This window comes from Flavobacterium sp. TN-1, assembly GCF_052828645.1.
Genome location: NZ_CM128253.1, coordinates 3,228,601 through 3,254,045 on the forward strand (window position 1 = coordinate 3,228,601; position 25,445 = coordinate 3,254,045).

Below are 25,445 nucleotides of genomic sequence, written 5' to 3' on the forward strand. Positions count from 1 at the left end.
ATGTCTAATCTCAAATTATTAATTCCCTATCACTACTTTAGGAAAACGAATAATTTTATCACCTAGTTTATATCCTTTTTCAACGATATCTACTATTTTTCCTTTTAGATCATCACCTGCTGGAATTTGGGTAATTGCTTCTGCGTAATCAGCATCAAATAGATCGCCTTGTTTTATTTCAACTTCATTTAATCCTTTTGAAATTAATGTTGATTTAAATTTCTCGTGAATCAATTCAACTCCTTTTACTAATGCTTCATCTTCTGATTTTGAAATTTGAACCCATGCTCTGTCAAAATCATCTAAAACAGGTAACATTGCTTGTAAAACTTCTTGTCCTGCTGTTTTAAATAATTCTATACGTTCTTTAGATGTACGTTTTTTATAATTTTCAAATTCTGCAAAAAGACGTAAAAACTTATCTTTTTCGTTTGCTAATTCTTCTTGTAATTTTTCTTCAACAGTCAAATCAGTAGCTTGATTTGTTTCTGCTTGTTTTTCTTGAGTTTCTTCTGTATTATTTAATTCTAGTTCTTTTTCTGTATTTTCGGCACTCATTATCTTGTCTTTTTTTAATTGCGATTGCAAAAGTATTGCCAAAAAATTAAAAATGCCAAATTGTCACTTTTTATCTTTATTTAAATTGTAAATAAAAAAGGCTTTTTGTAAATTAGTAACTAATAATCAACACTTTAATCACCATGAAAAAGTTACTCTTCTTTTTTTCTTTGTTTGTCATTTTTCTATTTAATTCTTGTAAAAAGGAAAGCACAGAGATTCATAACAGTTATCTAACTCATTTACCTCAAGTAAAAGGAACAAAATATGAAGTAGACACATTAAGTTCTATAATTTATTGGGGTGGCTTTAAACCTTCTAAAAAACATACTGGTTTCTTAAAATTAAAAGAAGGTATTTTTATATACAATCTAGATTCTATTGCTTTAGGTCGTTTTTATATGAATATGAATTCTATAACGGTAACGGATTTAAAGAATAAAAAAGACAAAAATAAGCTAGAAAACTATCTGAAAGGGTTTACTAATAAAAACATTAAGGATCATTTTTTTAATGTTTCTAAATTTCCTATTTCTGATTTTAGAATTACTAGTTCTGAGTTAAAGAAAAACAAAACCATAATCTATGGAAATTTAACAATTAAAGGCATCACTAAGTCTGTTAATTTTCCTGCAAAAATTAGTTTTCATAATAATCAAATGAATCTAAAAAGTGACACATTACAATTAAATAGGACATATTGGAATGTTTGTCATGGATCAAACGGTATTTTTAATAACTTAAAAGATGATTTTATAAGTGATTACATTCAGATACAGGTAAATATAGTAGCTAGAAAAATAAATTAGACTAAACCTGCTACTAAAATTATTTTAATAAATTACCCAATGCCTCCTCTAGATTAGTATACTGAAATTGAAATCCTTTTTGTTCAATTTTTGCCGATGATACACGTTGCGAATCATATAACAACACGTGCTTTTCACCTAGAATTAATTTCATTAATAATTTGGGTAAGGTAAGTATAATAAGGGGAGGTTCTTTAATTTTTGTTAAACTAAAAATAAACTCTTTGTGTGTAACTGGATCTGGTGCTACTGCGTTATAAACTCCTTGTAATTGAAAATCTAGTGCAAAAACAAACAATTTTGCTAAATCTTCTATATGTATCCAAGATTGCCATTGCTGTCCTGACCCAAACAGGAGTCCTAAACCTGCTTGTAAGGGATTAAGAATTTTAGGTAATACGCCTCCTTTTTGAGACAAAACTAAACCAATTCTTAACTTACATACTTGTATTCCTAGCTCTGCAAAGTTGTCTATGCTTTCTTCCCATTTTTTTACTACATTAGACAAAAAGGAATCATCAAAATCTAAAAAATCTTCTGTATAATATTTTTCTACAGAAGATGGGTAGACACCTATAGCAGAAGCTGAAATTATGTTTTTTACTTGATTTGGGGTATTTTGCAAAAGCTCATATAATATTTGCATAGGAATTACACGGCTGTTTATTATTTCTTGTTTATACCCTGATGTCCATCTTTTACTTATGGAAGCTCCTGCTAAATGAATTATGGAATCCACTCCCTCTATACAAGCTAAATCTATTTTACCTTTTCGAGGATTCCAATAAAACCCTTTTGTTTTATTAGAATGTATTAACTTATCTTTAGAAGTGGTCAGATAATGCACAAAAACATCCTTTTCATGCAAAATCTTTATAATTTCTTTACCTACTAAACCTGTAGCTCCTGTAACTAAAACTTTCACTATCTTTTTTATACAAATTTAACGACAGAAAAAATGTACTTTATCTTATTTAGCATTAGTTTAACTATTTAGAATATTATTTCTTTACACGAACTGTCCATTCAAAATCCATAACAGAAACCTGGTCTCCTTTTTGATCTGTACCAATAGACTTCATCCAAAAAGTTTGTCCTTCTCCTGTAGCAATTGTATTTTTTATTGCTTCTTCAATCAAACGTCCGTCATTACAAGTAAATGTAATTCTACCAGTAGCTTTTTTGGTAAAAGTTCCTTTATTATTTGCTACTAACATTGAAATATTTCTACCGCTTTCTTTAATTTGCTTCATCACTAAAGCCCCTGTTGTTAGCTCTGCTGCCATGGCTTGAACTGCAAAATACATAGAATTAAATGGATTTTGATTAACCCATCTATGCTTAACGGTTGCTTGACATACATAATCTTCTATAGTTTTAACTCTAACACCACTCCAAAAAGCTGAAGGTAATTTAAAGAAAAGAAATAAATTTAATTTAGTTGGTGTAAATTTCATATTTATTTTAATTTATAACATTATGTTTTTGACTTGTTTAATTTAAATAAAATACACTTAATACAAAGCTATGATTTGGCTAATCTACAAAAAATACTATGCGTGCCTAGTTTTTTAAAATGTTAATTTTTTGTTAAATTAAACTACTTTGCTTTACATAGTACCTTTTTTTTACATTATCTTTGTATAAGAAATTAATAAGTTTAAAAAAGTATTAGCTTTATCAAACAACTATATAAAACATCATCAATCAAAAATTATATTTATGGAAACATTACCAATTACAAAACAAGAAAAAAACTATGCTTCAATTACACATTTGAGTGCTTTTGCTAAATTTATTTTTCCTTTAGGAAATTATATTATTCCTGTTATTTTATGGACTTCAAGAAAAAAAAATTCTTTTTTCGTTAATTTTCATGGTAAACAAATCATCAATTTTCAACTCAGTATTTTAGTTTACACGATTGTAATGATTATGATTTCTATTCCTTGTATAATAGGGAGTATATTAAGTAATTTTTCTTGGAAAGAAATAGAAAGGGGAGATATAATATTTGAAGACTTAGATTTTTTAAATCTATCAACTATAGGTGTATTTGGTTTGATTATTCTTGGTCTTACTATATTATTAAAAATAATAGAATTATTTTATATAATATATGGGGCGATTAAAGCTGAAGAAGGAGCTTATTTTAAATATCCTATAACTATCAACTTTTTTAAATAATGAAGATAAGAGAGTTTATTTTTTTTAGTCTTTTAAGTTTTTCTTGTTTTTCTCAATCGGATAAGGAAATTATACAAGAAATACAAACTTTAGACACTGAATTTTGGAAAAGTTATAATTCTTGTAACACAATAAATATAGCACAATATATTTATGATGATATAGAATTTTATCATGACAAAGGAGGTATAACATTAGGAAAAGAAAATTTAGTAAGTTCTATTAAGAATAATTTATGTTCAAATAACAATTATAAAATAAGACGAGAGTTAGTTAAAGGGACAGAACATTTTTCTATATTATATAATCAGGAAAAGCCTTATGGTCTTATACATAGTGGAGAACATATTTTTTTACTAACAATAAATCAAAATAGAGAGTATGCTGATGGAAAAGCTAAGTTTATACATCTTTGGCTACTTGAAAACAATCTATGGAAAATGAAAAGAATTTATAGCTATAATCATCAACCAAATAAAATAAAAAGTTTCAATCAATCAATCAATCAATCAATCAATCAATCAATCAATCAATCAATCAAAAATGAACAGTTTAACAACAAAAAAGGAATCTTATGAACATTGAGAATACAAAAGCTCAGATGCGCAAAGGAGTTTTAGAGTTTTGCATCTTGTCTGTATTAAAAGAACAGGATGCTTATACCTCCGAAATCCTAGATACATTGAAAAATGCCAAATTACTGGTAGTAGAAGGTACCGTATATCCATTATTAACAAGACTAAAGAATGATGGTTTGTTAACTTACCGATGGGAAGAATCTACCTCAGGACCACCAAGAAAATATTATGGTTTAACAGAAGAGGGTAAAAATTTTTTAAAAGAACTAAGCATAACCTGGAATGAACTTGCGGGTGCAGTAAACACTATAACATCACAAAACTAAGACTTATGAACAAGACAGTAAATATGAATTTAGGTGGTTTCTTCTTCCACATTGATGAAGATGCGTATCAAAAATTAAATAGATATTTCAACGCTATACGTAACTCGCTTTCTATTGAAGGACGAGATGAAATTATGAATGATATTGAGAGTAGAATTGCAGAACTTTTTTCTGAAAAACTAGGCAGTAATAAACAAGTTTTAAGTTTAAATGATATAGATGATGTGATTACTATTATGGGGCAACCTGAAGATTATAAAATAGAAGAAGAACCTCTTATTAGCCCTAATTATACTCATACTGAAAAAACTAAAAAATTATACAGAGACAAAGAAACAGCTGTGATTGCGGGAGTTTGTTCTGGTTTGGGGCATTATTTTGGAATAGATCCCGTATGGATTAGAATTGCTTTAACCTTACTAGTTTTTGCTGGTTTTGGTATAGGCTTATTAGCTTACATCATCTTATGGTTAGTTACTCCTGAAGCTATAAGCACTTCTGAAAAACTAGAAATGAAAGGAGAACCTATTACTATTTCAAATATTGAGAAAAAAGTAAAAGAAGAATTTGAATCTGTTTCAGAAAAATTTCAAAGGGCTAATTATACCCAAATGGGAGAAAACGTAAAATCAGGAGCACAAAGAGTAGGAAGTACTTTAGGTGATATTATTGTAAACATCATGAAAGTATTTTCTAAATTTATAGGTGCCATGATGGTATTTACTGGCGGGATTACTATTATTGGATTATTAATTGGATTTTTTACTTTAGGATCTACTTCTTTTATGAAGTTGCCTTGGATTGAGTATTTTGAATCATTTAATTATACAAGTACATCATTGTGGATCATTTGTTTAGTATCCTTTTTTGCTGTAGCTATTCCCTTTTTTTGCTTATTAATTTTAGGATTAAAAATATTAATTCCTACTATTAACTCTATAGGAAATGTTGCCAAACTAACTTTATCGGCTATTTGGTTAAGCTCTATCATAGGTCTTATTACTTTAGGAATTATAACTTCTAGTGAATTCGCGTATGAAAACAAGGTTGTTTACAAAAGTTATTTAAATCAAAATTTTAAGACAAACGATACCTTAACTATTAAATTTAAAAACAATGAGTATTTTTCTAAAGATGTAAATGATAGAACAGACTTTGAACTAGTACAAGATTCTTTAGGTCATGAATATATTTACTCTAACAATATTGAATTAGAATTAATGCCTACTGATGAAACAAAACCTTATATACAAATTGAGTATACTGCCAAAGGTAAAACTTTATCGGAAGCTCGAAAAAATGCGAATAGAATAGGATATAAATTCAGAAATGACGATGCTAATCCTCATCTTTTGAGTCTTGAAAACTATTTTTTAATAGATCCAAAATATAAATTTCGAGATCATCAAGTTAGAATTTTTTTATTTGTTCCTAAAGGAATGTATATAAAACCTGATAGTTCTTTAAAACATTACGATATAACAAGTGGGGATTACTTTAGATTTTATACTTCTTCTAATGACTATATATATGAAGTGGAGGAAAATAAAATAAGATGTAAAAATTGCCCAAGGAATCTATTAGACGATGAAGATCAAGAAGATGAACTAAATGATGATGCAACTGTCATTTTAAACGGAAATGGTTTACAAATAAAAAAAGATACTACTATTACAAATACTCAAGATATTAAAGAATTAAAAATAAGTAAAGACGGTATCATCATTAAAACCAACTAAATTCAAAAGACTGAAATTGTATAAAATTGATTATGCTCGTAGGGAAAATATTAGAAAATTAAATAATTCTATAACATGGAAATATAAAGATTGTATTTTTATTTATACAAGATTATTTCTATCTTAAATTAATATCTGTTTTTCAATAATAATTCTCCCTTTTTCTTTGATAAAAAATTATAAAAACAAAATAACATTATGATAAAACTTATGATTCATCTAGCCAAAATAATCGTAACCTTTATAATTGCTTTCATCTTTGGTTCTTGTAATTTAAACATTAATAAAAAATCTATAAAAGGCAATGGTAAAGTCATAATAAAAGATAGACAATTAAGAGGGTTTAATAAAATATCTATTTCAGAAGGTTTAAAATGCGAAATAACACAAGGTCCTAACTTTAAAGTAATGGTAGAAGCGGATCAGAATATATATGATGATATACTAACCGAAATAGAAGATAACACGCTAAAAATAAGTTCTGAAAATGGGAACTACATTAATATCAAAGCAAATAAAATTCATATAACACTCCCTTTTATTGAAGAATTGGAAGCTTCTAGTGCTGCTGAATTAAAAACAAAAGGCATCATAAAAAGCAATAATATTAAGTTAATTACAGATAGTAGCGCTGATCTAACAGCTTTAATAGAATCTGAAAAAATAACAATAGATGCTAGTAGTAGTAGTACAATAACGGTTTCGGGTAAAGCAATAAAACTTACCATTGATTCATCTAGTAGTAGTACTGTAAATGCTCGTAATTTACTTGCTAATGATATTATTGCAAATAGCTCTAGTAGTAGTGAAATACGAGTTCATCCTCTAATTTCATTACATGCAGACGCTTCTAGTAGTAGTAGTATTTATTATGCTGGATCTCCCAAAATAAAAAATTTAAATGATTCTTCTGAAGGAACAATTGAAAAACAATAACTTATAATCTCTTCTGTACTTTTTAAAAAGTCAATAAATAGAAGTAGTTAACCTTAAAAATCATTCCTTAGATCAGAATGATTTTTTTTATATTTGTATTTTACCAAATTCTACAAAAATGAAAAAAATTAGCTTATTATTTATTAGCCTTATGACAACCCTTGCTTTCTCTCAAAACAAAGAAAGGATTAAGGGAACCAAAATGGTGAAAACTGAAAAATATGGAACGGAAGTGTTTGAAGAAATTGAAATAGAAGATAACTTAGAGGTTTATTTAATAAAAGCTGACAAAAATGCAATTGAAATTGAAGCTGATGATAATTTACATGATGTTATAGATCGTAAGATTTATGGAAAAACGTTACGCCTTAATACCAACAAAGAAATAGCTACTTATAAAAAAATTGATGTTCGTGTATTTTATACTGATAGCTTAAAACTAATTAACGTTAAACATCATGCAAAACTCAACGCCTTTAATGATTTAAATGTAAAAAAACTCACACTTAAAGCATTAGACTATTCAAAAGTATCAATAAATGCCACAATTCCTAATTTTACTTTAATCAGTAATGACAAATCTAAAATAGAATTAAACTACAAAGGAACCAATGCAATTGTAGAAATGAGTAAAAATGCTGATTTAAAAGCTTTAATAAATGCTAATACTTTAAAAATAGATATGTATCAAAAATCCTCAGCAGCTATAGAAGGAGATACAAATGAACTAAAACTACGATTAGACAATAATACTAAATACGAAGGAAAAAATCTAGCTTCAAAAAGTACTACATTAACCGTTGAAGGATATACTGATTGTGATATATCTACAAATGGTAAATTGTCTATATCTGCGTCAGGAAAAAGTAAATTAGCCATTTACGGAGAACCTAAAATTGAAATCCTAAAATTTGCAGACGAAGCAATCTTAATGAAAAAAACAAAGTAATTGAGATTCCAAAAAACGACACTATCCCACAAAGTGTGTAAGTTAAAAGTTAAGGCTTGGGTTTTATAATCTGAGCCTTTTTCAAATATAAGAGTAAATTGATTTAAAACAATAATTCATCATCTCTTACCTCTTAAAAGATATCAATGATAAAATTATGTAGTTTCTCCTTTAAGGTTTAAATAAAAGAATACAATCTTTCACACAGGCACTTAAAAGATTCATCATTTCAAAGGCTGTCCAAAAAAATTAAGGACAGCCTTTTCATAACCAAAATATTTGAACAACCTTAAAAATTATATAGTTAGTACTGTAAAGATACACATATCTTAAAAATACATTTCTATAATCATATAACCACTTTATTTTTTCACTTTAAGGCTTCTTAATTAAAATTACTTAACAAGTCTTGTCGTAAAAATTTTGTTATCTGTATTTATTTTTATCACATAAATACCTTTGTTTATATTTTCTGGCAAATCTATTTCTAACTGATTTACTATTGAATTAATATTTTTATGATAAACCATCTGACCTGTAGAATTTAAAATTTCAATTTCTTTAAATGCTCTCGGTTCTGGTGTTTCTATAGTTACTTTTGAATTTGTCAAAACAGTAGGATATATATTAAAAGAATCGTTTTTAAATTCTTCATTAGACAACACCTTTTTTTCTAATTTTTGTTTATAAATTTCTATTTCTCGTTCGTATCTATTAACAACCTTATATTTCAAAAATACTCTATAATAATCTCCTTCTAACGTTTTTACGTAAAATTTCTTTTTAGACATTGTATATGATGGATTATAAAATTCAAAATTAAATTCCTTCCAATCATAGCCAATAACATTCATATCTTCTTTATATGTTAAATTTTCGAAATTAGAATTAATAATTTGATCTTCTTCTAAAACTTCTGCTACAACAATTCCATACTTATGTAAACAACCTGTAACTGTATACATATAATCACTAGGTCTAATTTCAGCTTTATTTAAATTTTGATCATAAGTCGTAAATAAGAAATCCCATGATTGAGGCTCTTCATCCACAACAGAATGAGTCTCTAGATTATAATACACAAATTTATTTCCTGAATTTCTATAATCTAAATCATTTATTACTTCTGTTTTTTCTGGTCCCCAATCATTTCCATCAAATTTTGAATAAGTAAAGACGTAATTTCTAAAACGAGAATTAATTTTTAATTTATAATAATTCCCTTTCCAAGCTCCATTTATAAAAGTCGAATGTTTTATAATAAAAACACGATTTCCATTAACCTTATGTGTCTTTATATCATAAGCTCCCCAACCTATATAATATTTATGAGGATTGGTTTGATCATCCCAATAATCATTATTTAGTGCCCCTATATTCCAATCTACAGTACTATTATAGAGTTCATTATCATTCCCTCTTGCCAATGAATTATAATTATCTTTCGTTACTTGACTTAATTCCGTTTTATCTGTTTTATAAACAGTACATATTGCACTACTGGTATTAACTCTAATTCCAAAACCTCGATCATTATCTATTTGAAAAGCCAGATGCCAATTAATTTCATTTTTGATATTTTTTATAACTCCTGAATTTAGCTTATAATAGGCCTTATTTTCTCCATCATTTCCTAAATTAATTTTTTCAACAATTGGGTTATAAGCTATTTGAGTATAAGAACACCAATTGAAAATCATCAATAAAAATAGTTTTATTGTTTTCATATATATAGTTTTAAATTATTTTCTAGTTGTTTTTCTTTAAGCTAGAAGAAAAGACTATCTCAAAATCAATACTTAGTTTGTAATTCTAACATAAAAGATTAAAATCATATCGTAATCTCAACTGTGAAATGATTCTATTTTATTCTTTGAAATTGTATTTTCAAATAAGTTTTAATTTATAATAAAGAATATTGAATTTTGGTATTCCCTCTTTCTCCTTTATCATTAGTCATTGTAAGAAATTTTATTTTATAATAATTAGATTCAATATCTTTTAAAACATAAAAACGGTCTGTTTTGATACTTGGTAATCCTCCAAATTGAGATCCTCCTACCCTCCAATTAGAACCTATTATCCTTTGATCCTTTTTAGAAGGTATAAGATTAGATTCTATTACATTTTCTTTTTTAAATTTTTCATAAGTATATTCCGATGTATTTACTTCATATACCTGTGTTCCTCCTTTCATATTAGAAATAACAAAATCTGCAAACCCATAAGTCACAATATCATCTCCCGATAAAATATAATTAGTGAAAGTAGTAAAACATAAATCCCATGATTCCTTTTTAGGTTCTACAACTACAACCTCATCTTTAAATAGGCTGAAAAAAGTAAAATTGTATGACCTATCTTTATCTATTATTTTTTCTTTAAAATCTTTATCTAATAAATCAGCATATTGAATTTTATATCCTCCATTATTAGCTCTTAATATTCTAATTTTTTTCCAGCCTCTTGCTTTTCCTTCTGTACTAACTGAACCTATTGCAGGTGTGTTTGTAGAAACTTCAAAACCTAGATTGAGCAGGTACACTTTGTTTTCGTTATCAACCGCAGAAATTTCTGCTATTGCAGTTCCTTCTCCTTTTCCTTTACCATTTAAAACACCTGTAGCATCATCACAGTATCCATTTTTAGCTAAATTAAACCCTCCTAAAGAGACTACATTTTTATCCGAGTTTTGGACTAAAGTTATATCTGTTTGATCTGTTTTTTTAACCGCCATAAAAATAGAACTGTTCAAAATTACTCTAAAACCATCTCCAGAATAAAAACCTAAATCCCATGTTGCTCTATTTACAACTTTAGATGTCTCTTTACTCAAATCTAAAAAAACCTGATTAGGCTGATTAGGACCTCCTATCTCTGGTTTTAAAATTTCTTCTTTAGAGATTACGGTCTTTGTTTTTTCATCTATTGTTTCTTTTGAACAAGAGATAAAAAATGTAGTTAAATACAGTAGTAATAGTCCTTTTTTCATATAGATTATTGTTATTGTTTATTAATTATTTTTATTGCTCATTTTACCTTATCTTTTTGTTTAAAAATTTAGGTTATATACTATTTTTACAAAAAAGGAACGACCATAAGCTAACATCAGTTGAGAGTTTCTTGCATGTCCTCTAGATTGCTCCATTCCTGACTGATTTATATTAGTTATGTTCAATATATTTCTAGCTCCCATACTAGTTTCTACTTTGTCTTTAAAAATCTTTTTTTGCAAAGTAAAGTCTAGCCAATTAGAAGAATCTACTGTTGAAACTTCATATTTAGTTGCTCCTTCTATTAGTTGCTGAACCCTTCCGTTATATTTATAATAAAGAGACACATTTAATTCTGGTTTTGAAAAAGAATAAGATAGGCTTGCATTGCAATTAAAAGAATACAAATAATCTTTATTGGAAGAAAAAACTTGGTTATCTATTTTTTGAGAAATCCCTACTAAAGAGGCTCCCAAACTAGCTGATACTTTTTGATTTTTCAGCTGGGTTAGAGCGGCTATATTAAGTATACTATATTTACTAATATTAATATATTGATATTCTGGATTACCTGTATCTGGATTAAATCGGGACAAAACCATATCTATTTTATCCTTTAAATCAATAAAACTAGTAGACAACTGATTAGAGAAAATGGTATTTTTTTTAAACTCTTGTACTCGTTTTAGACTAGCTTCATAAGAAGTACTGGTTTCTGGAATCAATTTTTCATTACCTGAAAAAAAATGTCCATCAAAAATTTGTTTAGAATAAAGTTCAGTAAAATTTGGGGTCCTATAAGAAGTGCCATAAGATAATCGCATCTCTACTCCTTTGTTAAACAAATGACGCAAAGCTAATGAGGAAGCATATTGATCTTGAAATAAAGATTGAATTGAAAAGCGTAAACCTGGTTTAAGAGAAAATTTATCTGTAATTGACAATTCGCTAGAAACATAAAAATCATAATTATTAATTCTTTTTTCAATAGGCTCCAAAACATTATTCTCCTTCTGAATCAAAGAAAATCCTTTATTAGAAACTATTTCGTATCCTAACAATAGATCTGCTTTATCAGTATTAAAAAAATTACTCAAAGAACCTGTACTATAATAAACCTCCATAGACTGATCCTTAAAAAGATCATTATTTAGTTCATTTTTATCGTATAAATTAAATTTAAAATTCTCTAATTTTCGTTCCTGTTTTTGATAAGAAAATGATCCCGTATAATTAATTTTTGAAAAAAAACGTCCCGAAAGATTTAAATTATGAAAAATTCTATTTACAAAATATCGTTTATCATTAGCGTAACGATAATACCCGAAATCATCATTATATCCTGATTGAACTGTACTGTTATAAAATCGAACCAATTCATTAAACATTTCTAATTTGTAATTCAAATCAAAATTATTAGCATGATAAACAACTGTTGTCGTTCCATTTAATTGTTCTTTAGGTAACCATCTTAATCCTCTAGTCCCATCATTTTCCCTATAAAACTTACCTTGCTTTGTATCATAAAACCCTTTAAAATCATTTCTATTAATACCTAAATCAAAATACCATTTACCTTTATAATTATAGGAGAATTTAAAATTTTGTATATGCCTTCCTTTATCAAAAATTTGAAACTCCTTACCTATAGTTTCTTCCTGAATTCCCATACGTAAAGCAAATTTCCCTGAAAGCTTCTTTTTTGTAATAATATTTAAAACTCCCGTAACAGTATTAGCCCCATGCGTAACACCCATAGATCCCTCTACAATTTCAATTCGTTCTATATCATTTAAATTAATTTGAGAAAGATCTATATTATTCCCTAAACCATTTTCGTTAATTAGCGGTACATTATCTACTAATATTTTAAAATACTGTCCATCTAATCCAAATAAAGAAACAGTAGAACGACCACTTGAACCGCTGGGCTGTAATGAAATGTTTAAATACTGATTTAATACATCTGTAAAATTATTTGCTGATAAATTTTGTATATCCTTAGAAGTAATAACTCTTACATTAAAAACAGATTTTTTTAATGATTGAGGAGTAAATTGTCCTGTAATTACTACTTCATCTATTTTTTTTACTCGCAATGAATCCCTAGAATCAATTTGCCCCATTACGATATTACTAAAAACAAAAGGGACAAGCATTATTATTTTATACATGATAGTAAGTGTATTCTTATTTGAGTGCAAATATACTCTTATTTTTATTTATTCTAAATAAATTTAATATATTTGTACAAATTTTTTAAAATACTCTTTACATGAAAAAAACAACTTTAACACTTATTTTAATAAGTCTATTTTCAACAAATTATGGACAAAACAAAAAAGAAGAAGATAGAAAAGCGATCAAATCTATGTGCGGATGCTATGAAGTTGAGTTTAATTTTGCCGAAACATTTAACTACTCAAAAAATAATGACTATAAACCTTCTCCTTCAAAACATGAAAAAGCTATAGAATGGATAGAACTCATTGAAGATGAATCAAACAAAATTTCCTTACAACACTTACTTATTACCGGAACAACAGAAGAATCAATAGTAAAACATTGGAGACAAGATTGGCTATATGAAAATACTGATTTATATCTATTTGATAAAGATCAAACTTGGAAGTACAACAAATTGAATAAAAAACAAGTAGCAGGCCAATGGACTCAAAAAGTATATCAAGTTGATGATAGTCCTCGTTATGAAGGAACAGCGTCTTGGATACACGTTGATGGAAGACATTTTTGGGAGAACACAACAGATGCACCTTTACCTCGTAGGGAACATACTATAAGAAACGATTATAATGTTTTAAAAAGAAATAACATCCATGAAATAAAAGATTTTGGATGGATTCATAATCAAGATAATAAAAAAATAATACGCGAAAATGAAGAAATTGTATTAGCTGAGGAAAAAGGCTATGATGTATACAAAAAAATAGATGATTCAAAATGTACTTTAGCTCAAAATTATTGGAAAAAGAACCGTATCATTTGGAAAAATGTTAGAAATAAATGGTCTACTGTTTTCAATCAAAACAAAGACTTAATACTTAAAAAAGAAAAACAACCTTTATTTACAAAATTATTTGAATTAAAACCAGAATCTTCTCCAGAAGAAATAAGCAATATAATTGATCCATACATTAGTAAATAAATCCTTTTTAAAACCCCGTTTTTAAGTTTTTCTTAATTTCGGGGTTTTCTATTCTAAAAAAAATTGTATTTTAAACTACATAATACTAAATACTCTTTAATATTCTTTTGCAGCCAGATATCTTTCTGCATCAAGAGCCGCCATACAACCTGTACCCGCTGCCGTTATAGCTTGACGATATACATGATCTGCAGCATCACCTGCCACAAAAACACCCGCTACATTCGTTTTAGAAGTTCCAGGAATATTTAATATATAACCCGTTTCATCTAAAGTAATATAATCTTTAAATATATCCGTATTAGGTTTATGCCCTATTGCTACAAAGAAACCAGTAGCAGGGATTTCCGTAATTTCCCCTGTTGATTTATTTTTTGCTTTTACAGCTGTTACCACTTGTCCATCTCCTAGAACTTCTTCTGTTTCTGTGTGCATTAAAATTTGTATATTTTCTGTTTTACGCACACGTTCTTCCATAATTTTTGATGCCCTAAACTGTTCACTACGAACAAGCATTGTTACTTTTTTACACATTTTAGATAAATAATGCGCTTCCTCACAAGCACTATCTCCAGCCCCTACAATGACTACTTCTTGATTGCGGTAAAAGAATCCATCACAAACTGCGCAAGCTGAAACACCTCCCCCAATATTTAAATAATGCTGTTCAGAAGGTAATCCTAAATATTTAGCAGATGCTCCTGTTGAAATAATAACCGTATCACACAAAAGTTCTTTTCCATCATGAATCCATACTTTATGCAAATCACCAGAAAAATCTACTTTAGTAACCCAACCATTACGTATATCAGTTCCAAAACGCTTAGCTTGTGTTTCTAATTGCACCATCATTTCTGGACCTGTAACTCCTTCTGGATAACCAGGAAAGTTTTCTACTTCATTAGTTGTTGTTAACTGACCTCCTGGCTGAGTTCCTTGATATAAAACAGGATTCATATTAGCTCTAGCAGCGTAAACAGCAGCAGTATAACCTGCAGGACCAGAACCTATAATTAAACATTTAATTCTTTCTATTGTATCTGACATAATATTAATTTTTAAACATCAAAAATAATCATTTTAAAACGTAATAAAAGTAACCTAAATTACACTTTTCAATCTATCTATAAATATAAATGATTTCGTTAGTTGTTTTATCTTTCACAAGAAAAAGGAAAATACTCACATTCAAACTTTTCCATAAAAAGAGGCTGTCCAAAAAAAATTTTAGGACAGCCTTTTCATTGCTAAAATATTCGAAACCCATCGGAGATGATTTTCGTATATCTGATTCTCAGAAAGTGAGTTTAACTTTAGAACACCTTCTTTTTATTACTTTTTTTCTTTATAAAACTTCACTAAGGCTGAAATATATAATATTAAAGCTATTGTATAAAATAATAAAGAAATTTTTAAATTTTTAGTATACTGAGCCACTAAAAGAGCAGATGTTCCAAAAAGGAAAAAATGAAAGGCTTTAAATTTTTGCATATTACTTAAAGAAAGAGTCTACAAACTCATATTTATTAAACACCTGAAGATCATTAATCCCTTCTCCTACCCCTATATATTTAACAGGAATTTGAAATTGATCAGAAATTCCAATTACAACTCCTCCTTTAGCTGTTCCATCTAATTTTGTTACAGCTAAACAACTCACCTCTGTTGCTGTAGTAAATTCTTTTGCTTGTTCAAACGCATTTTGTCCAGTAGACCCATCTAATACTAATAATACATCATGAGGCGCATCTTGTACTACTTTTTGCATTACGCGTTTTACTTTTGAAAGCTCATTCATCAAACCTACTTTGTTGTGTAAACGTCCAGCCGTATCAATAATGACCACATCAGCGTCTTGTGCAACAGCACTTTGTAAAGTATCGAATGCTACTGAGGCTGGATCACTACCCATTTGCTGTTTTACAATAGGTACTCCCACTCTATCTGCCCAAATCTGTAACTGATCAATTGCTGCGGCACGAAATGTATCCGCGGCACCTAATACTACTTTATAACCTGCATTTTTAAATTGATTAGCTAATTTTCCAATAGTAGTTGTTTTACCAACTCCATTTACGCCTACCACCATAATTACATACGGTTTTTTATTAGCTGGAATCGCAAAATCTGTATCTTCTCCCGAATTAGTTTCTGATAAAAGAGAGGCTATTTCTTCTCTTAATATTTTATTAAGTTCATCAGTACCTAGGTACTTATCACGCGCTACGCGTGATTCAATACGTTCAATAATTTTTAAAGTTGTATTTACACCAACATCTGAAGTAACAAGCACTTCTTCTAAGTTATCTAATACATCATCATCTACCTTTGACTTACCAGCAACTGCTTTAGTTAATTTAGACAAGAAAGAAGCACTTGATTTTTCTAACCCTTTATCAAGTGTTTCTTTTTTTTCTGAAGAAAAAATTTTTTTAAAGAAATTCATTTATTATATATGATTTACAATTTACAACAATGTTTTATCATTTGAATATTCAAAAATACTAACTATACTAATTTTACAAGTAAGTATTTGATATTTTTTTAGCAAATATAAAACAAAAAAGCCACTTCAAGAAAGAAGCAGCTTTGTTATATTGAATAGATAAAATTATTTCTTTTTAAGAAATTCATCAACTTCTTCAGGAGACATGATAGCCTCAACAAAAGTATAAGCACCAGTTTTAGGAGATTTTACCATTTTAATAGCTTTTGATAATCTCTTAGATGCTGTCTGTAGGGTTGCAACGGTTTTCTTTGCCATGACTTACATTTTTTAGCTGAAATTTTTATTAATAAAAATTTCTAAATTATTTAATCTCTTTATGAACAGTCACTCTTTTTAAGATAGGATTAAATTTTTTAATTTCTAATCTATCTGGAGTGTTCTTTTTATTCTTAGTAGTGATGTAACGAGAAGTCCCTGGTACACCAGAAGTCTTATGCTCAGTACATTCTAAAATTACCTGAATTCTATTACCTTTCTTTGCCATCTTAAAATATATTTAATTTAGGAATAGATTATTTGATTAATCCATTAGCTTGGGCTTGTTTTAGCACAGCTGAAATTCCGTTTTTATTAATCGTTTTAATTGTAGAAGCAGCTACTCTTAAAGTAATCCATCTATCTTCTTCAGGAAGGTAAAAACGTTTTTTAATCAAGTTTACAGAGAATTTTCTCTTTGTCTTGTTCATAGCGTGAGAAACGTTGTTTCCTACCATCGCTCTTTTTCCTGTAAGGTCACAAACTCTTGACATTATACTTATGTTTTATCGTTATTCAAAATCAGGGTGCAAAGTAACAAAAAATAAAACGATTACACAAACTATTTTAGTAATTTTTTAAAATTTCTTTATACAACATTTCAAACGCCTTATTAACAGCTCTTTCTATAACCTTTTCTCTTGGCTGACCTAACTCACATTTTTCAACTATAATCTCTTTAGGTGTTGCTATTGCCAAATATACAGTTCCTACATCAGCATCTGACTCTCCTTTTGAAGGGCCTGCATTTCCAGTTGTAGCAATTGCAAAATCAGTTTTCAACAATTCTTTTACATTTCTAACCATCATTTCTGCTACTTGTTTGCTTACAACGGAGTAATCATTAATTATTTGTTTATCTACTTTTAACAACTCTTCTTTTACCTCTGTAGCATAGCTTACAATCCCTCCTTTAAAATAGGCTGAAGCTCCTGAAGTTGCGGTTAACAAAGAAGCCATTTTTCCTCCTGTACAACTTTCTGCAACGGAAAGTGTCATTTTTTTTTGAGTTAACATTCTTCCTAACATAACCTCAATTGTTTCTCCTTCATCTAACCCTACTAAACAATCTTTTATAAGAGGTTTTATTTTTTCTACTTCTAAAGCTACCTGTTCTTTCAAAAGTTGCTCATTTGCACCTCTAGCTGTCAATCTAAGCTTTACTTGAAAAGGACTTGGCAAATAGGCTAACTTAATAAAATCAGGTAATTTATTTTCCCATTCTTCAATTCGTTCAGCTAACATACTTTCTCCTACACCGTAAGTCATTAATGTTTGATGATATATATAAGGTCTGTCAAATTTTTCTACCAAATGAGGTACTACTTCATGATCTATTAAATATTTCATTTCGTAAGGAACTCCTGGAAGAGAAACAAAAACGGTCTTTCCTTTTTCCAACCACATTCCTGGTGCTGTACCTACTTGATTAAATAAGACTTTGCATTTTGAAGGAACTAATGCCTGTTCTTTATTCATCTGACTTATCGGTCTTTTAAAATAATTTTCAATCATTTTAGTCACATGCTCCAAAACTCCTTCATCATAGATTAAAACATCGCCTAAATACTCACATAAGGTTTTTTTTGTAATATCATCTTTGGTAGGCCCTAACCCTCCTGTTATAATTACAATTTCTACTTGATCTTGTAAATAAGAAAGTGTTTTTAAAATGTGTCGTTTATCATCAGAAATAGAAAGCATTTCTATTGTTTGAACACCTATTTTATCTAAAGATTTTGCTATATATCCAGAATTTGTATCTGTAATTTGCCCTATCAATATTTCATCTCCTATGGTTACAACGGCTGCTTTCATCTTGGTCTTTTTTTATATTTCTCAACAAAAAATAAGGATCAAAAAGAGTCTAAAATACCATCTCCTTCTAATCCTTACTCTAATCTTGTATATTTTAGTATTACACTATAAATTAAAATCTTTTTTTACTTCATCTAAAGCAGCATTTATCCTCGCCTTTAAGCTTTTATATACTTCTTTTATTTCCCTTTTTTTTCCTTGGTCTTTTGTCCATTGTTCTACTAATAATATTTCTTCTTTGGCAGCATCCATACCTAGCAAATCTAAAGTTGGTTTGGTTTTATGAGCAAAACCATACGCTTTGGCATAATCTTTATCTTCAATTCCTTCTTTTATTTGCTTGAGATCTCTAGGAACTTCTTCTACAAAAAGTGTTATTATTTGACGCACAAAATCATCATCATCATCTGAGATCGCATATACTTTTGCTAAATTATAGTGAATCGCCATTACTTAACCTGAATCTTAAATAGTTGTTTATCTTCTAAATATCCTTCCAAAATATCATTTGGATTTACTTTTGCTACCCCTGCTGGAGTTCCTGTAAAAATAACATCTCCTGTCTTTAAAGTAAAATATTGCGAAATATAAGCAATCATTTCATCTATTTTCCACAACATTTGACTGGTATTACCTTTCTGAACGACTTGTGAGTTATTTCTTAATTCAAAATTAAGATTTTCTAACGAACTGAAATTTTTTTTCGATAAAAAGTCACCTATTACCGCTGAACCGTCAAATGCCTTTGCTATTTCCCATGGTAAACCTTTTTCTTTTAATTTTGATTGCAAATCACGAGCCGTAAAATCAATCCCTACACTTATTTCATCATAATATTTATGAGCAAATTTAGAGTCAATATATTTCCCAACTTTATTAATTTTTACTAAAACTTCTATTTCGTGATGTACATCATTACTAAACTCGGGCAAAACAAAAGGAAATTGTTTAGGCAAAATGGCTGTATCCGGTTTCATAAAAATCACCGGCTCAGATGGTCGTTCATTATTCAACTCATTAATATGGTCCGTATAATTACGACCTATACAGATTATTTTCATTTCTCTAATAATTAGTGATACGTGACTAGAATTAGCTTATTTTTTTAGCTAATTACTCTTCACTATTTACTTTTTTGTATTTAACTTTCTTAATTTGATTCCTGTTAATACCTTTTTAGTGTACAAAGGAAAATCCGCATTTTGAATCCAACCAAAATAGCCAGGTTCTTTATCAAAAACCTCCTCTACTAAAGCTCCTTTATGTTTACCAAAAGCAAAAATCTCTTGTCCTTTATCATTTAAAGTTATAAATCCAGCAAAATCAACTGATTTTTTACGAGTGGTATACTCTGACAATATTTTCATATCATTTTCTAAATCAGGATAACGATCTAATTGAGCCTTTAATATTTCATACGTTGCACTTGTATCTGCTTCGGCACTATGTGCATTGTCCAACGTTTGATTGCAGTAAAATCTATAGGCTGCTCCCAACGTTCGTTCTTCTTTCTTATGAAAAATAGTCTGAACATCTACAGACACTCTGTTTTTCATATCAAAATCAACTCCTGCACGTAATAACTCTTCAGCTAGTAAAGGAATATCAAAGCGATCTGAATTAAATCCCGCTAAATCAGAATCTTTAATCATGTTATGTACTTGATTAGCTAATTCTGCAAAAGTAGGTTCATTAGCTACTTTCAGATCTGATATACCATGAATGGCTGCTGCTTGTTCAGGAATAGGAATGGTAGGATTTACCAACCACGTCTTGCTTTCTTTATTTCCGTTTGGAAAAATTTTTATTATTGAAATTTCAACAATTCGATCTTTTGAAATATCTGTCCCTGTAGTTTCTAAGTCAAAAAAACAAATCGGGCGATTTAATTTTAACTCCATTAATTTATTATTCGGTTAGCACTACAAATATATAAATCTACAAAACAAAAAATCCAAATAAGTTTCCTTATTTGGATTTTTAATTATTCTATTAGAAATATTACACCTCTCTATTAATATCCCAAGCTTCTAAAATATCAGCCACACGTTTTACAAACATTCCTCCTAAAGCACCATCTACCACTCTGTGGTCGTATGAATGCGACAAGAACATTTTTTGACGGATACCAATAAAATCACCTTCTGGAGTTTCAATTACTGCTGGTACTTTACGGATAGCCCCTAACGCTAAGATACCTACTTGTGGCTGGTTGATGATAGGCGTACCAAATACCGAACCGAAAGAACCTACGTTCGTTACGGTATAAGTACCTCCCGTGGTATCATCTGGTTTTAACTTACCAGCTTTTGCACGGTTTCCTAAATCATTAACCGCTTTAGCCATACCCACTAAATTCAACTGGTCTGCATTTTTAATTACAGGAACAATTAAGTTTCCATTTGGTAAAGCTGTAGCCATACCTAAGTTAATATTTTTCTTTTTGATGATAAAATCACCATCTACAGAAACATTCATTCCTGGGTAATCACGTAAAGCTTTTGCTACCGCTTCCATAAAAATAGGAGTAAATGTTAGTTTTTCACCCTCACGTTTTTCGAAAGCATTTTTATTTTTATCTCTCCATTTCACAATGTTGGTCACATCTACCTCAATGAATGATTGTACGTGAGCTGAAGTTTGCACTGACTCCACCATGTATTTCGAGATAAGCTTACGCATTCTGTCCATTTCCACAATTTCATCCGCACCATTAACCGATACCGGAACTGCTTGTGTAGCAGGAGCTGTAGCAACAGACGTAGCTTTTGGAGCAGAAGTTGTTACCGCTGATGCCTGAGCACTAGCCTGATTCCCTCTATTTTTAATATAATTTAAAATATCTTCTTTATTTACACGACCGTCTTTGCCAGTTCCTTGGATTGACTCTAACTCTGCTAAAGAGATACCTTCTTCTTTTGCAATGTTTTTTACTAATGGTGAGAAAAATTTATCTGATGCAGAAAAATCAGCTGGAGCTACAGCTTCTTTCGCTACTTCAACGGTTTTTATTATTTCAGCTACTGGAGTTGAAACTTCCTCTACTTTTGGAGTTTCAGCTACCACTGCACCACCTTCGATTTCAATAATAGCAATGGTTTGTCCTACTTGAACAACATCATCTTTTTGGAATAAAATTTCAACCAAAGTACCCGCTACTTCACTTGGCACTTCGCTATCCACTTTATCAGTAGCAATTTCAAGCACTGCTTCGTCCATTTCAATGCGGTCGCCCACATTTTTTAACCAGTTGGTTACCGTTGCCTCAGCAACACTTTCACCCATCTTAGGTAATTTCAATTCAAACCTTGCCATATTCTTAAACTAAAGTTGTGTTTTCTTATTTAGATTACAAAATTAATAATTATTTTGATTAATAATTTCATTAAATATAATTTTTACTTCCATCGTATTACTTGCCCTTTGTCGTTACTACTATTACTTCCAAGGATAAAACCGGAATTTTTTGGAAGAATCTTAAAAGTAAAACCATAATTCTTATATTTTTCTAAAAAAGCGATGATTTCTTTAAAAGAAAAACTATTGTTATCCAATACAATTTCTAGTTTAAAATTTGTAGGATAACTATGCGAAAATAACGGATTTTGATTAATATCAATCAGCTGAGTAGCTTTTTTTTTGAGTTGTTGCTCAATTTTCAACATTGTAGCATCTTCTTTTGTATACACTAAATAGCCATCGACTTCATATACCAGCTGTTTTTGCTGACTCCTTTTAAAAAAAGCAAAAGCTATTGCCCCCAATTTCATCATCCACTTGAAGACTAGCGAACCTCCAAAATGTTTGTTGTAAAAAAATTGCATGGCGTCGCTAAAACGTTTTACATACAGTTCGTCACGAACAGTACTTTCACCTTTATAATGTATAACGGTAGTTTCATGATAATAGTAGTTTTGCAAACCTTCTTTGGTCACCATATAACTCAAATCAATATCGTCCGAATACATAAAGCATTTTTCATCAAAACCGCCCACTTTCAGATACACTTCCCGCTTCATTACCATAAAAGCCCCCACTAATATAGCGACTTCCCCAGAGGCATTTTCTGAGAGATGCTGTGCATAATATTGATTGAAACATTTTGTTTTTGGAAAAAATTTATACAACCCAAAAATTTTGGTAAAAGCCACCCAAGGCGTTGGCACCCCACGTTTACACTCAGGAAGAAAATTTCCTGTTCCGTCAATGAGTTTGCAACCTATTATTCCCAGCCCCCCAGCCCCCAAAGGGGGAGTTTGAGCAACTTTGCCTAAAATTTTCAGAAAGGTATCTTCGGCTACTACAGTATCGGGGTTTAGTATACAAATGTATTCACCACGGGCTGCTGCGACACCTATATTATTCCCCTTTGGAAAACCAGCGTTTTCAGTGTTTTGAATAAGTTTTATTTCAGAAAAACGTTGTTGCATCATCGCACAGCTATCATCTTGCGAAGCATTATCTACTACGATGATTTCCCCATCAATATTTTTAAGGGCTTGTTGCACGCTTAAAACACATAGTTCTAAAAAATGTCGTACATTATAATTAAGAATGATTACGGAGAGTTGCACTGTATGAAAATGAATTAAATTTCTAAATTATGTTGGCTTTTAAATATCAACTTCTGACGTTCAATTTCATCTTGCAATTGTTCTTCTGTTGGTAAAAAGGGTAAATATTTTGAAGCGAACAGCTGATTATTCTGATTCAAAATAGAATATTTTGCAATTGTTTTGTCGGTTTCGGTACAAAGCAAAATTCCTATAGTAGGATTATCTTCCTTAGGTTTTTTTAAATCATCATACATTCTAACATACATATCCAATTGCCCTATGTCTTGATGCGTAATGGTATGCGTTTTTAATTCTATAATTACAAAACATTTTAAAATGTAATTATAAAACACCAAATCGATATAAAAATCAGCGGTTTCGGTTTTTATATGCTGTTGTCTTTCTACAAAAGCAAAACCTTTTCCTAATTCTAAAATGAATTTTTGCAAATTATCAATTAAGGCTTTTTCTAATTCAAGTTCAGTATAACTTAACGATGTTGACAAATTCAAGAATTCTAAAACGGATGGATTTTTTATAAAGTCGTGAATATTATTTTTCTCAGGTATACTCTTACCTTTTATTGTTTCTTTATCGTTTGAGGACAATAATCGATAATAATATAAGGTTGAAATATTTCGGTCTAATGTTCTCACTGACCAAGTGTTTTCAGAAGCTTCTTTTAGATAATACATTCTAGCCTTTTCATCCTGCACCCTCATAATCAATTCAAAATGAGACCAATTCAATTTGGCCGACAGTGTCGGCCAAATTTCAATTTCAGGAAAAGTTTGATAAAATTGTCTATATTTTCTAATATTTCGTTCTGAAAAACCTTTTCCAAATTCACGAGTGAGTTCAATAGATATTGTTTTAATTATTTCTTTACCGTATTGAGCACGTTCCTTCCCGTTTTGTTCTTCTTCAACAATTTTCCTACCTATATTCCAATATGCCTCTACCATTGCAGTATTTATTGCCTGATAGGTTTTTTGTCGCGCTTGCGATAGAATTTGCTTTATTTCCTGAATATAACTCATCGTTTATACAATGTGTAACTATCAATTTTCAAATAGTTCTTAGCAAAATCAAAATTGCGATTTTTATTTGGTAAAACAAAAAGCTTATTTCAGAAGTAAAATTATTAAAAGTACTTATCTATAACTTATTTCAAAACTAACATGGCTTTAGAATCAAGTTGAAACTTAAAAAACATATCTTCGCCATAAAATTTGAACACTACTAAAATTATGAATACAAAACCTCTATATTTTTTAACTTTATTACTGTACTTGAACGGCTTTTGTCAAAAAATTGACCAGTCTAAAAAAGAATTAAACACCAAAGAAACCAACACACAAAACTCATCCCAAACAAACACACATCAAACAAATCGTTCTAATCATAATTCAAGTGATAACTTATTTGTTGATTTATTTCTTTACCTTTCCTACTACGCCATTGTTGGAAATTATGAATTGGAAAATCATCTAGACAACGAGCTTACAACTTATCCGTATGCTGATGAGCGTACTGGAAATTATGGTGGTGAATCTCAAAAAACAACTTTCCGACTGGATGTAGAAAACAGTTTTTTAACCGAAAAATTAGGTTCAAATTACAGTTCGTATGGAAATCATTTTAAAATAAAAGGCAGAGTAAAACAGTACATCTACGGACAATTTGACCAAATTAGTCTTTTTGAAAATTATCAAGGCAAAACAGCTTCTTTACCCATTTATCAATTCAATCTTGGATACGACCGTTTGCGTTTTAAACATTTTAACTTTGGATTTTTGATTGGCGCAACTCATGTAGGTAGTACGGTAAATAAAACAGGAGTGAATTTTGGACTACATGTTGATGCTTTCATAGTTAAAAACTATAGTCTTGACACCTCTATTCACTGGAGCAACATCAACAACCAAACGGTACGCACATTTGATATCAAAGGAAAATATCACAGAAAAAACATGTTTTTTGCTTTAGGATATGAACATCTACAAATTGCATCTCCAACATACAATTACTTAACTACAGGTTTAGGATTTTATTTCTAAAATGAA

Annotated in this window: 27 protein-coding genes; 9 read left to right on the forward strand and 18 right to left on the reverse strand. The window is 29.5% G+C overall.

From position 1 onward, the window contains the following. Positions 1-18: 18 nt before the first annotated feature. A complete protein-coding gene (locus ACUXZJ_RS14545; protein ID WP_063743057.1) occupies positions 19-558 on the reverse strand; it encodes a nucleotide exchange factor GrpE in 540 nt (179 codons plus the stop codon). A 143-nt stretch (positions 559-701) separates the two neighbouring features. Here ACUXZJ_RS14545 and ACUXZJ_RS14550 point away from each other — a divergent pair, with 143 nt between their 5' ends. After that, positions 702-1,367 (forward strand): YceI family protein, encoded by a 666-nt coding sequence (locus ACUXZJ_RS14550; RefSeq protein WP_060382670.1) that lies wholly within the window; start codon positions 702-704, stop codon positions 1,365-1,367. Positions 1,368-1,386: 19 nt separating this feature from the next. Here the strand turns inward: ACUXZJ_RS14550 and ACUXZJ_RS14555 are convergent, their stop codons facing one another. Then, entirely contained in the window at positions 1,387-2,292 is a 906-nt protein-coding gene (locus ACUXZJ_RS14555) for a TIGR01777 family oxidoreductase (RefSeq protein ID WP_063743058.1), read from the reverse strand. A 76-nt stretch (positions 2,293-2,368) separates the two neighbouring features. Further along, positions 2,369-2,824 (reverse strand): DUF4442 domain-containing protein, encoded by a 456-nt coding sequence (locus ACUXZJ_RS14560; RefSeq protein ID WP_063743059.1) that lies wholly within the window; start codon positions 2,822-2,824, stop codon positions 2,369-2,371. A 265-nt stretch (positions 2,825-3,089) separates the two neighbouring features. Here ACUXZJ_RS14560 and ACUXZJ_RS14565 point away from each other — a divergent pair, with 265 nt between their 5' ends. The 6 genes from ACUXZJ_RS14565 to ACUXZJ_RS14590 all read left to right on the forward strand — a co-directional run bounded on the left by ACUXZJ_RS14565 (position 3,090) and on the right by ACUXZJ_RS14590 (position 8,082). Then, complete coding sequence (locus ACUXZJ_RS14565; RefSeq protein WP_060382673.1) at positions 3,090-3,554, forward strand: DUF4870 domain-containing protein; 465 nt, start codon at positions 3,090-3,092, stop codon at positions 3,552-3,554. Further along, positions 3,554-4,132 carry a nuclear transport factor 2 family protein gene (locus ACUXZJ_RS14570; RefSeq protein WP_446195347.1) on the forward strand — a complete coding sequence of 193 codons (579 nt, stop codon included), beginning with the start codon at positions 3,554-3,556 and terminating at the stop codon, positions 4,130-4,132. Before ACUXZJ_RS14565 ends, ACUXZJ_RS14570 begins: the two co-directional genes overlap by 1 nt. Beyond that, entirely contained in the window at positions 4,129-4,458 is a 330-nt protein-coding gene (locus ACUXZJ_RS14575) for a PadR family transcriptional regulator (RefSeq protein ID WP_060382675.1), read from the forward strand. The genes ACUXZJ_RS14570 and ACUXZJ_RS14575 overlap by 4 nt, the downstream gene beginning before the upstream one ends. A gap of 5 nt (positions 4,459-4,463) precedes the next feature. Next, positions 4,464-6,197, forward strand: coding sequence for a PspC domain-containing protein (locus ACUXZJ_RS14580; RefSeq protein ID WP_060382676.1), 1,734 nt, complete (start codon positions 4,464-4,466; stop codon positions 6,195-6,197). A gap of 198 nt (positions 6,198-6,395) precedes the next feature. Next, the gene (locus tag ACUXZJ_RS14585; protein ID WP_060382677.1) at positions 6,396-7,133 is read left to right on the forward strand and encodes a head GIN domain-containing protein; all 738 of its coding nucleotides are present in this window, start codon (positions 6,396-6,398) and stop codon (positions 7,131-7,133) included. A 118-nt stretch (positions 7,134-7,251) separates the two neighbouring features. Further along, on the forward strand, positions 7,252-8,082 hold the full coding sequence (locus tag ACUXZJ_RS14590; protein ID WP_163444473.1) for a GIN domain-containing protein: 831 nt from the start codon (positions 7,252-7,254) through the stop codon (positions 8,080-8,082). A 395-nt stretch (positions 8,083-8,477) separates the two neighbouring features. Here the strand turns inward: ACUXZJ_RS14590 and ACUXZJ_RS14595 are convergent, their stop codons facing one another. The 3 genes from ACUXZJ_RS14595 to ACUXZJ_RS14605 all read right to left on the reverse strand — a co-directional run bounded on the left by ACUXZJ_RS14595 (position 8,478) and on the right by ACUXZJ_RS14605 (position 13,249). Continuing rightward, entirely contained in the window at positions 8,478-9,809 is a 1,332-nt protein-coding gene (locus ACUXZJ_RS14595; protein ID WP_081078410.1) for a T9SS type A sorting domain-containing protein, read from the reverse strand. 176 nt (positions 9,810-9,985) lie between these two features. After that, the gene (locus tag ACUXZJ_RS14600) at positions 9,986-11,074 is read right to left on the reverse strand and encodes an HmuY family protein (protein WP_060382680.1); all 1,089 of its coding nucleotides are present in this window, start codon (positions 11,072-11,074) and stop codon (positions 9,986-9,988) included. Positions 11,075-11,134: 60 nt separating this feature from the next. Next, a complete protein-coding gene (locus ACUXZJ_RS14605) occupies positions 11,135-13,249 on the reverse strand; it encodes a TonB-dependent receptor plug domain-containing protein (RefSeq protein ID WP_235588303.1) in 2,115 nt (704 codons plus the stop codon). Between the two features lie 101 nt (positions 13,250-13,350). On the opposite strand from ACUXZJ_RS14605, the gene ACUXZJ_RS14610 reads away from it, so the two are divergent. Then, the gene (locus ACUXZJ_RS14610) at positions 13,351-14,241 is read left to right on the forward strand and encodes a DUF6607 family protein (protein WP_060382681.1); all 891 of its coding nucleotides are present in this window, start codon (positions 13,351-13,353) and stop codon (positions 14,239-14,241) included. A gap of 96 nt (positions 14,242-14,337) precedes the next feature. On the opposite strand, the gene trxB is transcribed toward ACUXZJ_RS14610, so the two are convergent. The 12 genes from trxB to ACUXZJ_RS14670 all read right to left on the reverse strand — a co-directional run bounded on the left by trxB (position 14,338) and on the right by ACUXZJ_RS14670 (position 24,419). Next, positions 14,338-15,288, reverse strand: coding sequence for a thioredoxin-disulfide reductase (gene trxB, locus ACUXZJ_RS14615; RefSeq protein WP_060382682.1), 951 nt, complete (start codon positions 15,286-15,288; stop codon positions 14,338-14,340). Positions 15,289-15,733: 445 nt separating this feature from the next. After that, a complete protein-coding gene (gene ftsY, locus ACUXZJ_RS14620; protein WP_063743064.1) occupies positions 15,734-16,687 on the reverse strand; it encodes a signal recognition particle-docking protein FtsY in 954 nt (317 codons plus the stop codon). Positions 16,688-16,852: 165 nt separating this feature from the next. Further along, positions 16,853-17,005 (reverse strand): DUF4295 domain-containing protein, encoded by a 153-nt coding sequence (locus tag ACUXZJ_RS14625; RefSeq protein ID WP_014166478.1) that lies wholly within the window; start codon positions 17,003-17,005, stop codon positions 16,853-16,855. Between the two features lie 46 nt (positions 17,006-17,051). Further along, the gene (gene rpmG / locus ACUXZJ_RS14630) at positions 17,052-17,234 is read right to left on the reverse strand and encodes a 50S ribosomal protein L33 (RefSeq protein ID WP_008253902.1); all 183 of its coding nucleotides are present in this window, start codon (positions 17,232-17,234) and stop codon (positions 17,052-17,054) included. A 28-nt stretch (positions 17,235-17,262) separates the two neighbouring features. Continuing rightward, complete coding sequence (gene rpmB, locus ACUXZJ_RS14635; RefSeq protein ID WP_014166479.1) at positions 17,263-17,499, reverse strand: 50S ribosomal protein L28; 237 nt, start codon at positions 17,497-17,499, stop codon at positions 17,263-17,265. Positions 17,500-17,572: 73 nt separating this feature from the next. After that, the gene (locus tag ACUXZJ_RS14640; protein ID WP_060382684.1) at positions 17,573-18,823 is read right to left on the reverse strand and encodes a CinA family nicotinamide mononucleotide deamidase-related protein; all 1,251 of its coding nucleotides are present in this window, start codon (positions 18,821-18,823) and stop codon (positions 17,573-17,575) included. A gap of 105 nt (positions 18,824-18,928) precedes the next feature. Continuing rightward, positions 18,929-19,273 (reverse strand): Hpt domain-containing protein, encoded by a 345-nt coding sequence (locus tag ACUXZJ_RS14645; RefSeq protein WP_060382685.1) that lies wholly within the window; start codon positions 19,271-19,273, stop codon positions 18,929-18,931. Next, on the reverse strand, positions 19,273-19,884 hold the full coding sequence (locus tag ACUXZJ_RS14650) for a fumarylacetoacetate hydrolase family protein (RefSeq protein ID WP_063743065.1): 612 nt from the start codon (positions 19,882-19,884) through the stop codon (positions 19,273-19,275). Before ACUXZJ_RS14650 ends, ACUXZJ_RS14645 begins: the two co-directional genes overlap by 1 nt. A gap of 66 nt (positions 19,885-19,950) precedes the next feature. After that, the gene (locus ACUXZJ_RS14655) at positions 19,951-20,724 is read right to left on the reverse strand and encodes a 3'-5' exonuclease (protein WP_060382687.1); all 774 of its coding nucleotides are present in this window, start codon (positions 20,722-20,724) and stop codon (positions 19,951-19,953) included. A gap of 100 nt (positions 20,725-20,824) precedes the next feature. Then, the gene (locus ACUXZJ_RS14660; RefSeq protein ID WP_060382688.1) at positions 20,825-22,138 is read right to left on the reverse strand and encodes a dihydrolipoamide acetyltransferase family protein; all 1,314 of its coding nucleotides are present in this window, start codon (positions 22,136-22,138) and stop codon (positions 20,825-20,827) included. Positions 22,139-22,221: 83 nt separating this feature from the next. Then, entirely contained in the window at positions 22,222-23,397 is a 1,176-nt protein-coding gene (locus ACUXZJ_RS14665; protein WP_446195356.1) for a glycosyltransferase family 2 protein, read from the reverse strand. Between the two features lie 14 nt (positions 23,398-23,411). Beyond that, positions 23,412-24,419 (reverse strand): PDDEXK nuclease domain-containing protein, encoded by a 1,008-nt coding sequence (locus ACUXZJ_RS14670; RefSeq protein ID WP_446195358.1) that lies wholly within the window; start codon positions 24,417-24,419, stop codon positions 23,412-23,414. A gap of 210 nt (positions 24,420-24,629) precedes the next feature. Between ACUXZJ_RS14670 and ACUXZJ_RS14675 the strand changes: the two genes are divergently transcribed. After that, positions 24,630-25,439, forward strand: coding sequence for a hypothetical protein (locus tag ACUXZJ_RS14675; RefSeq protein ID WP_446195360.1), 810 nt, complete (start codon positions 24,630-24,632; stop codon positions 25,437-25,439). The last annotated feature ends 6 nt before the right edge of the window (positions 25,440-25,445 follow it).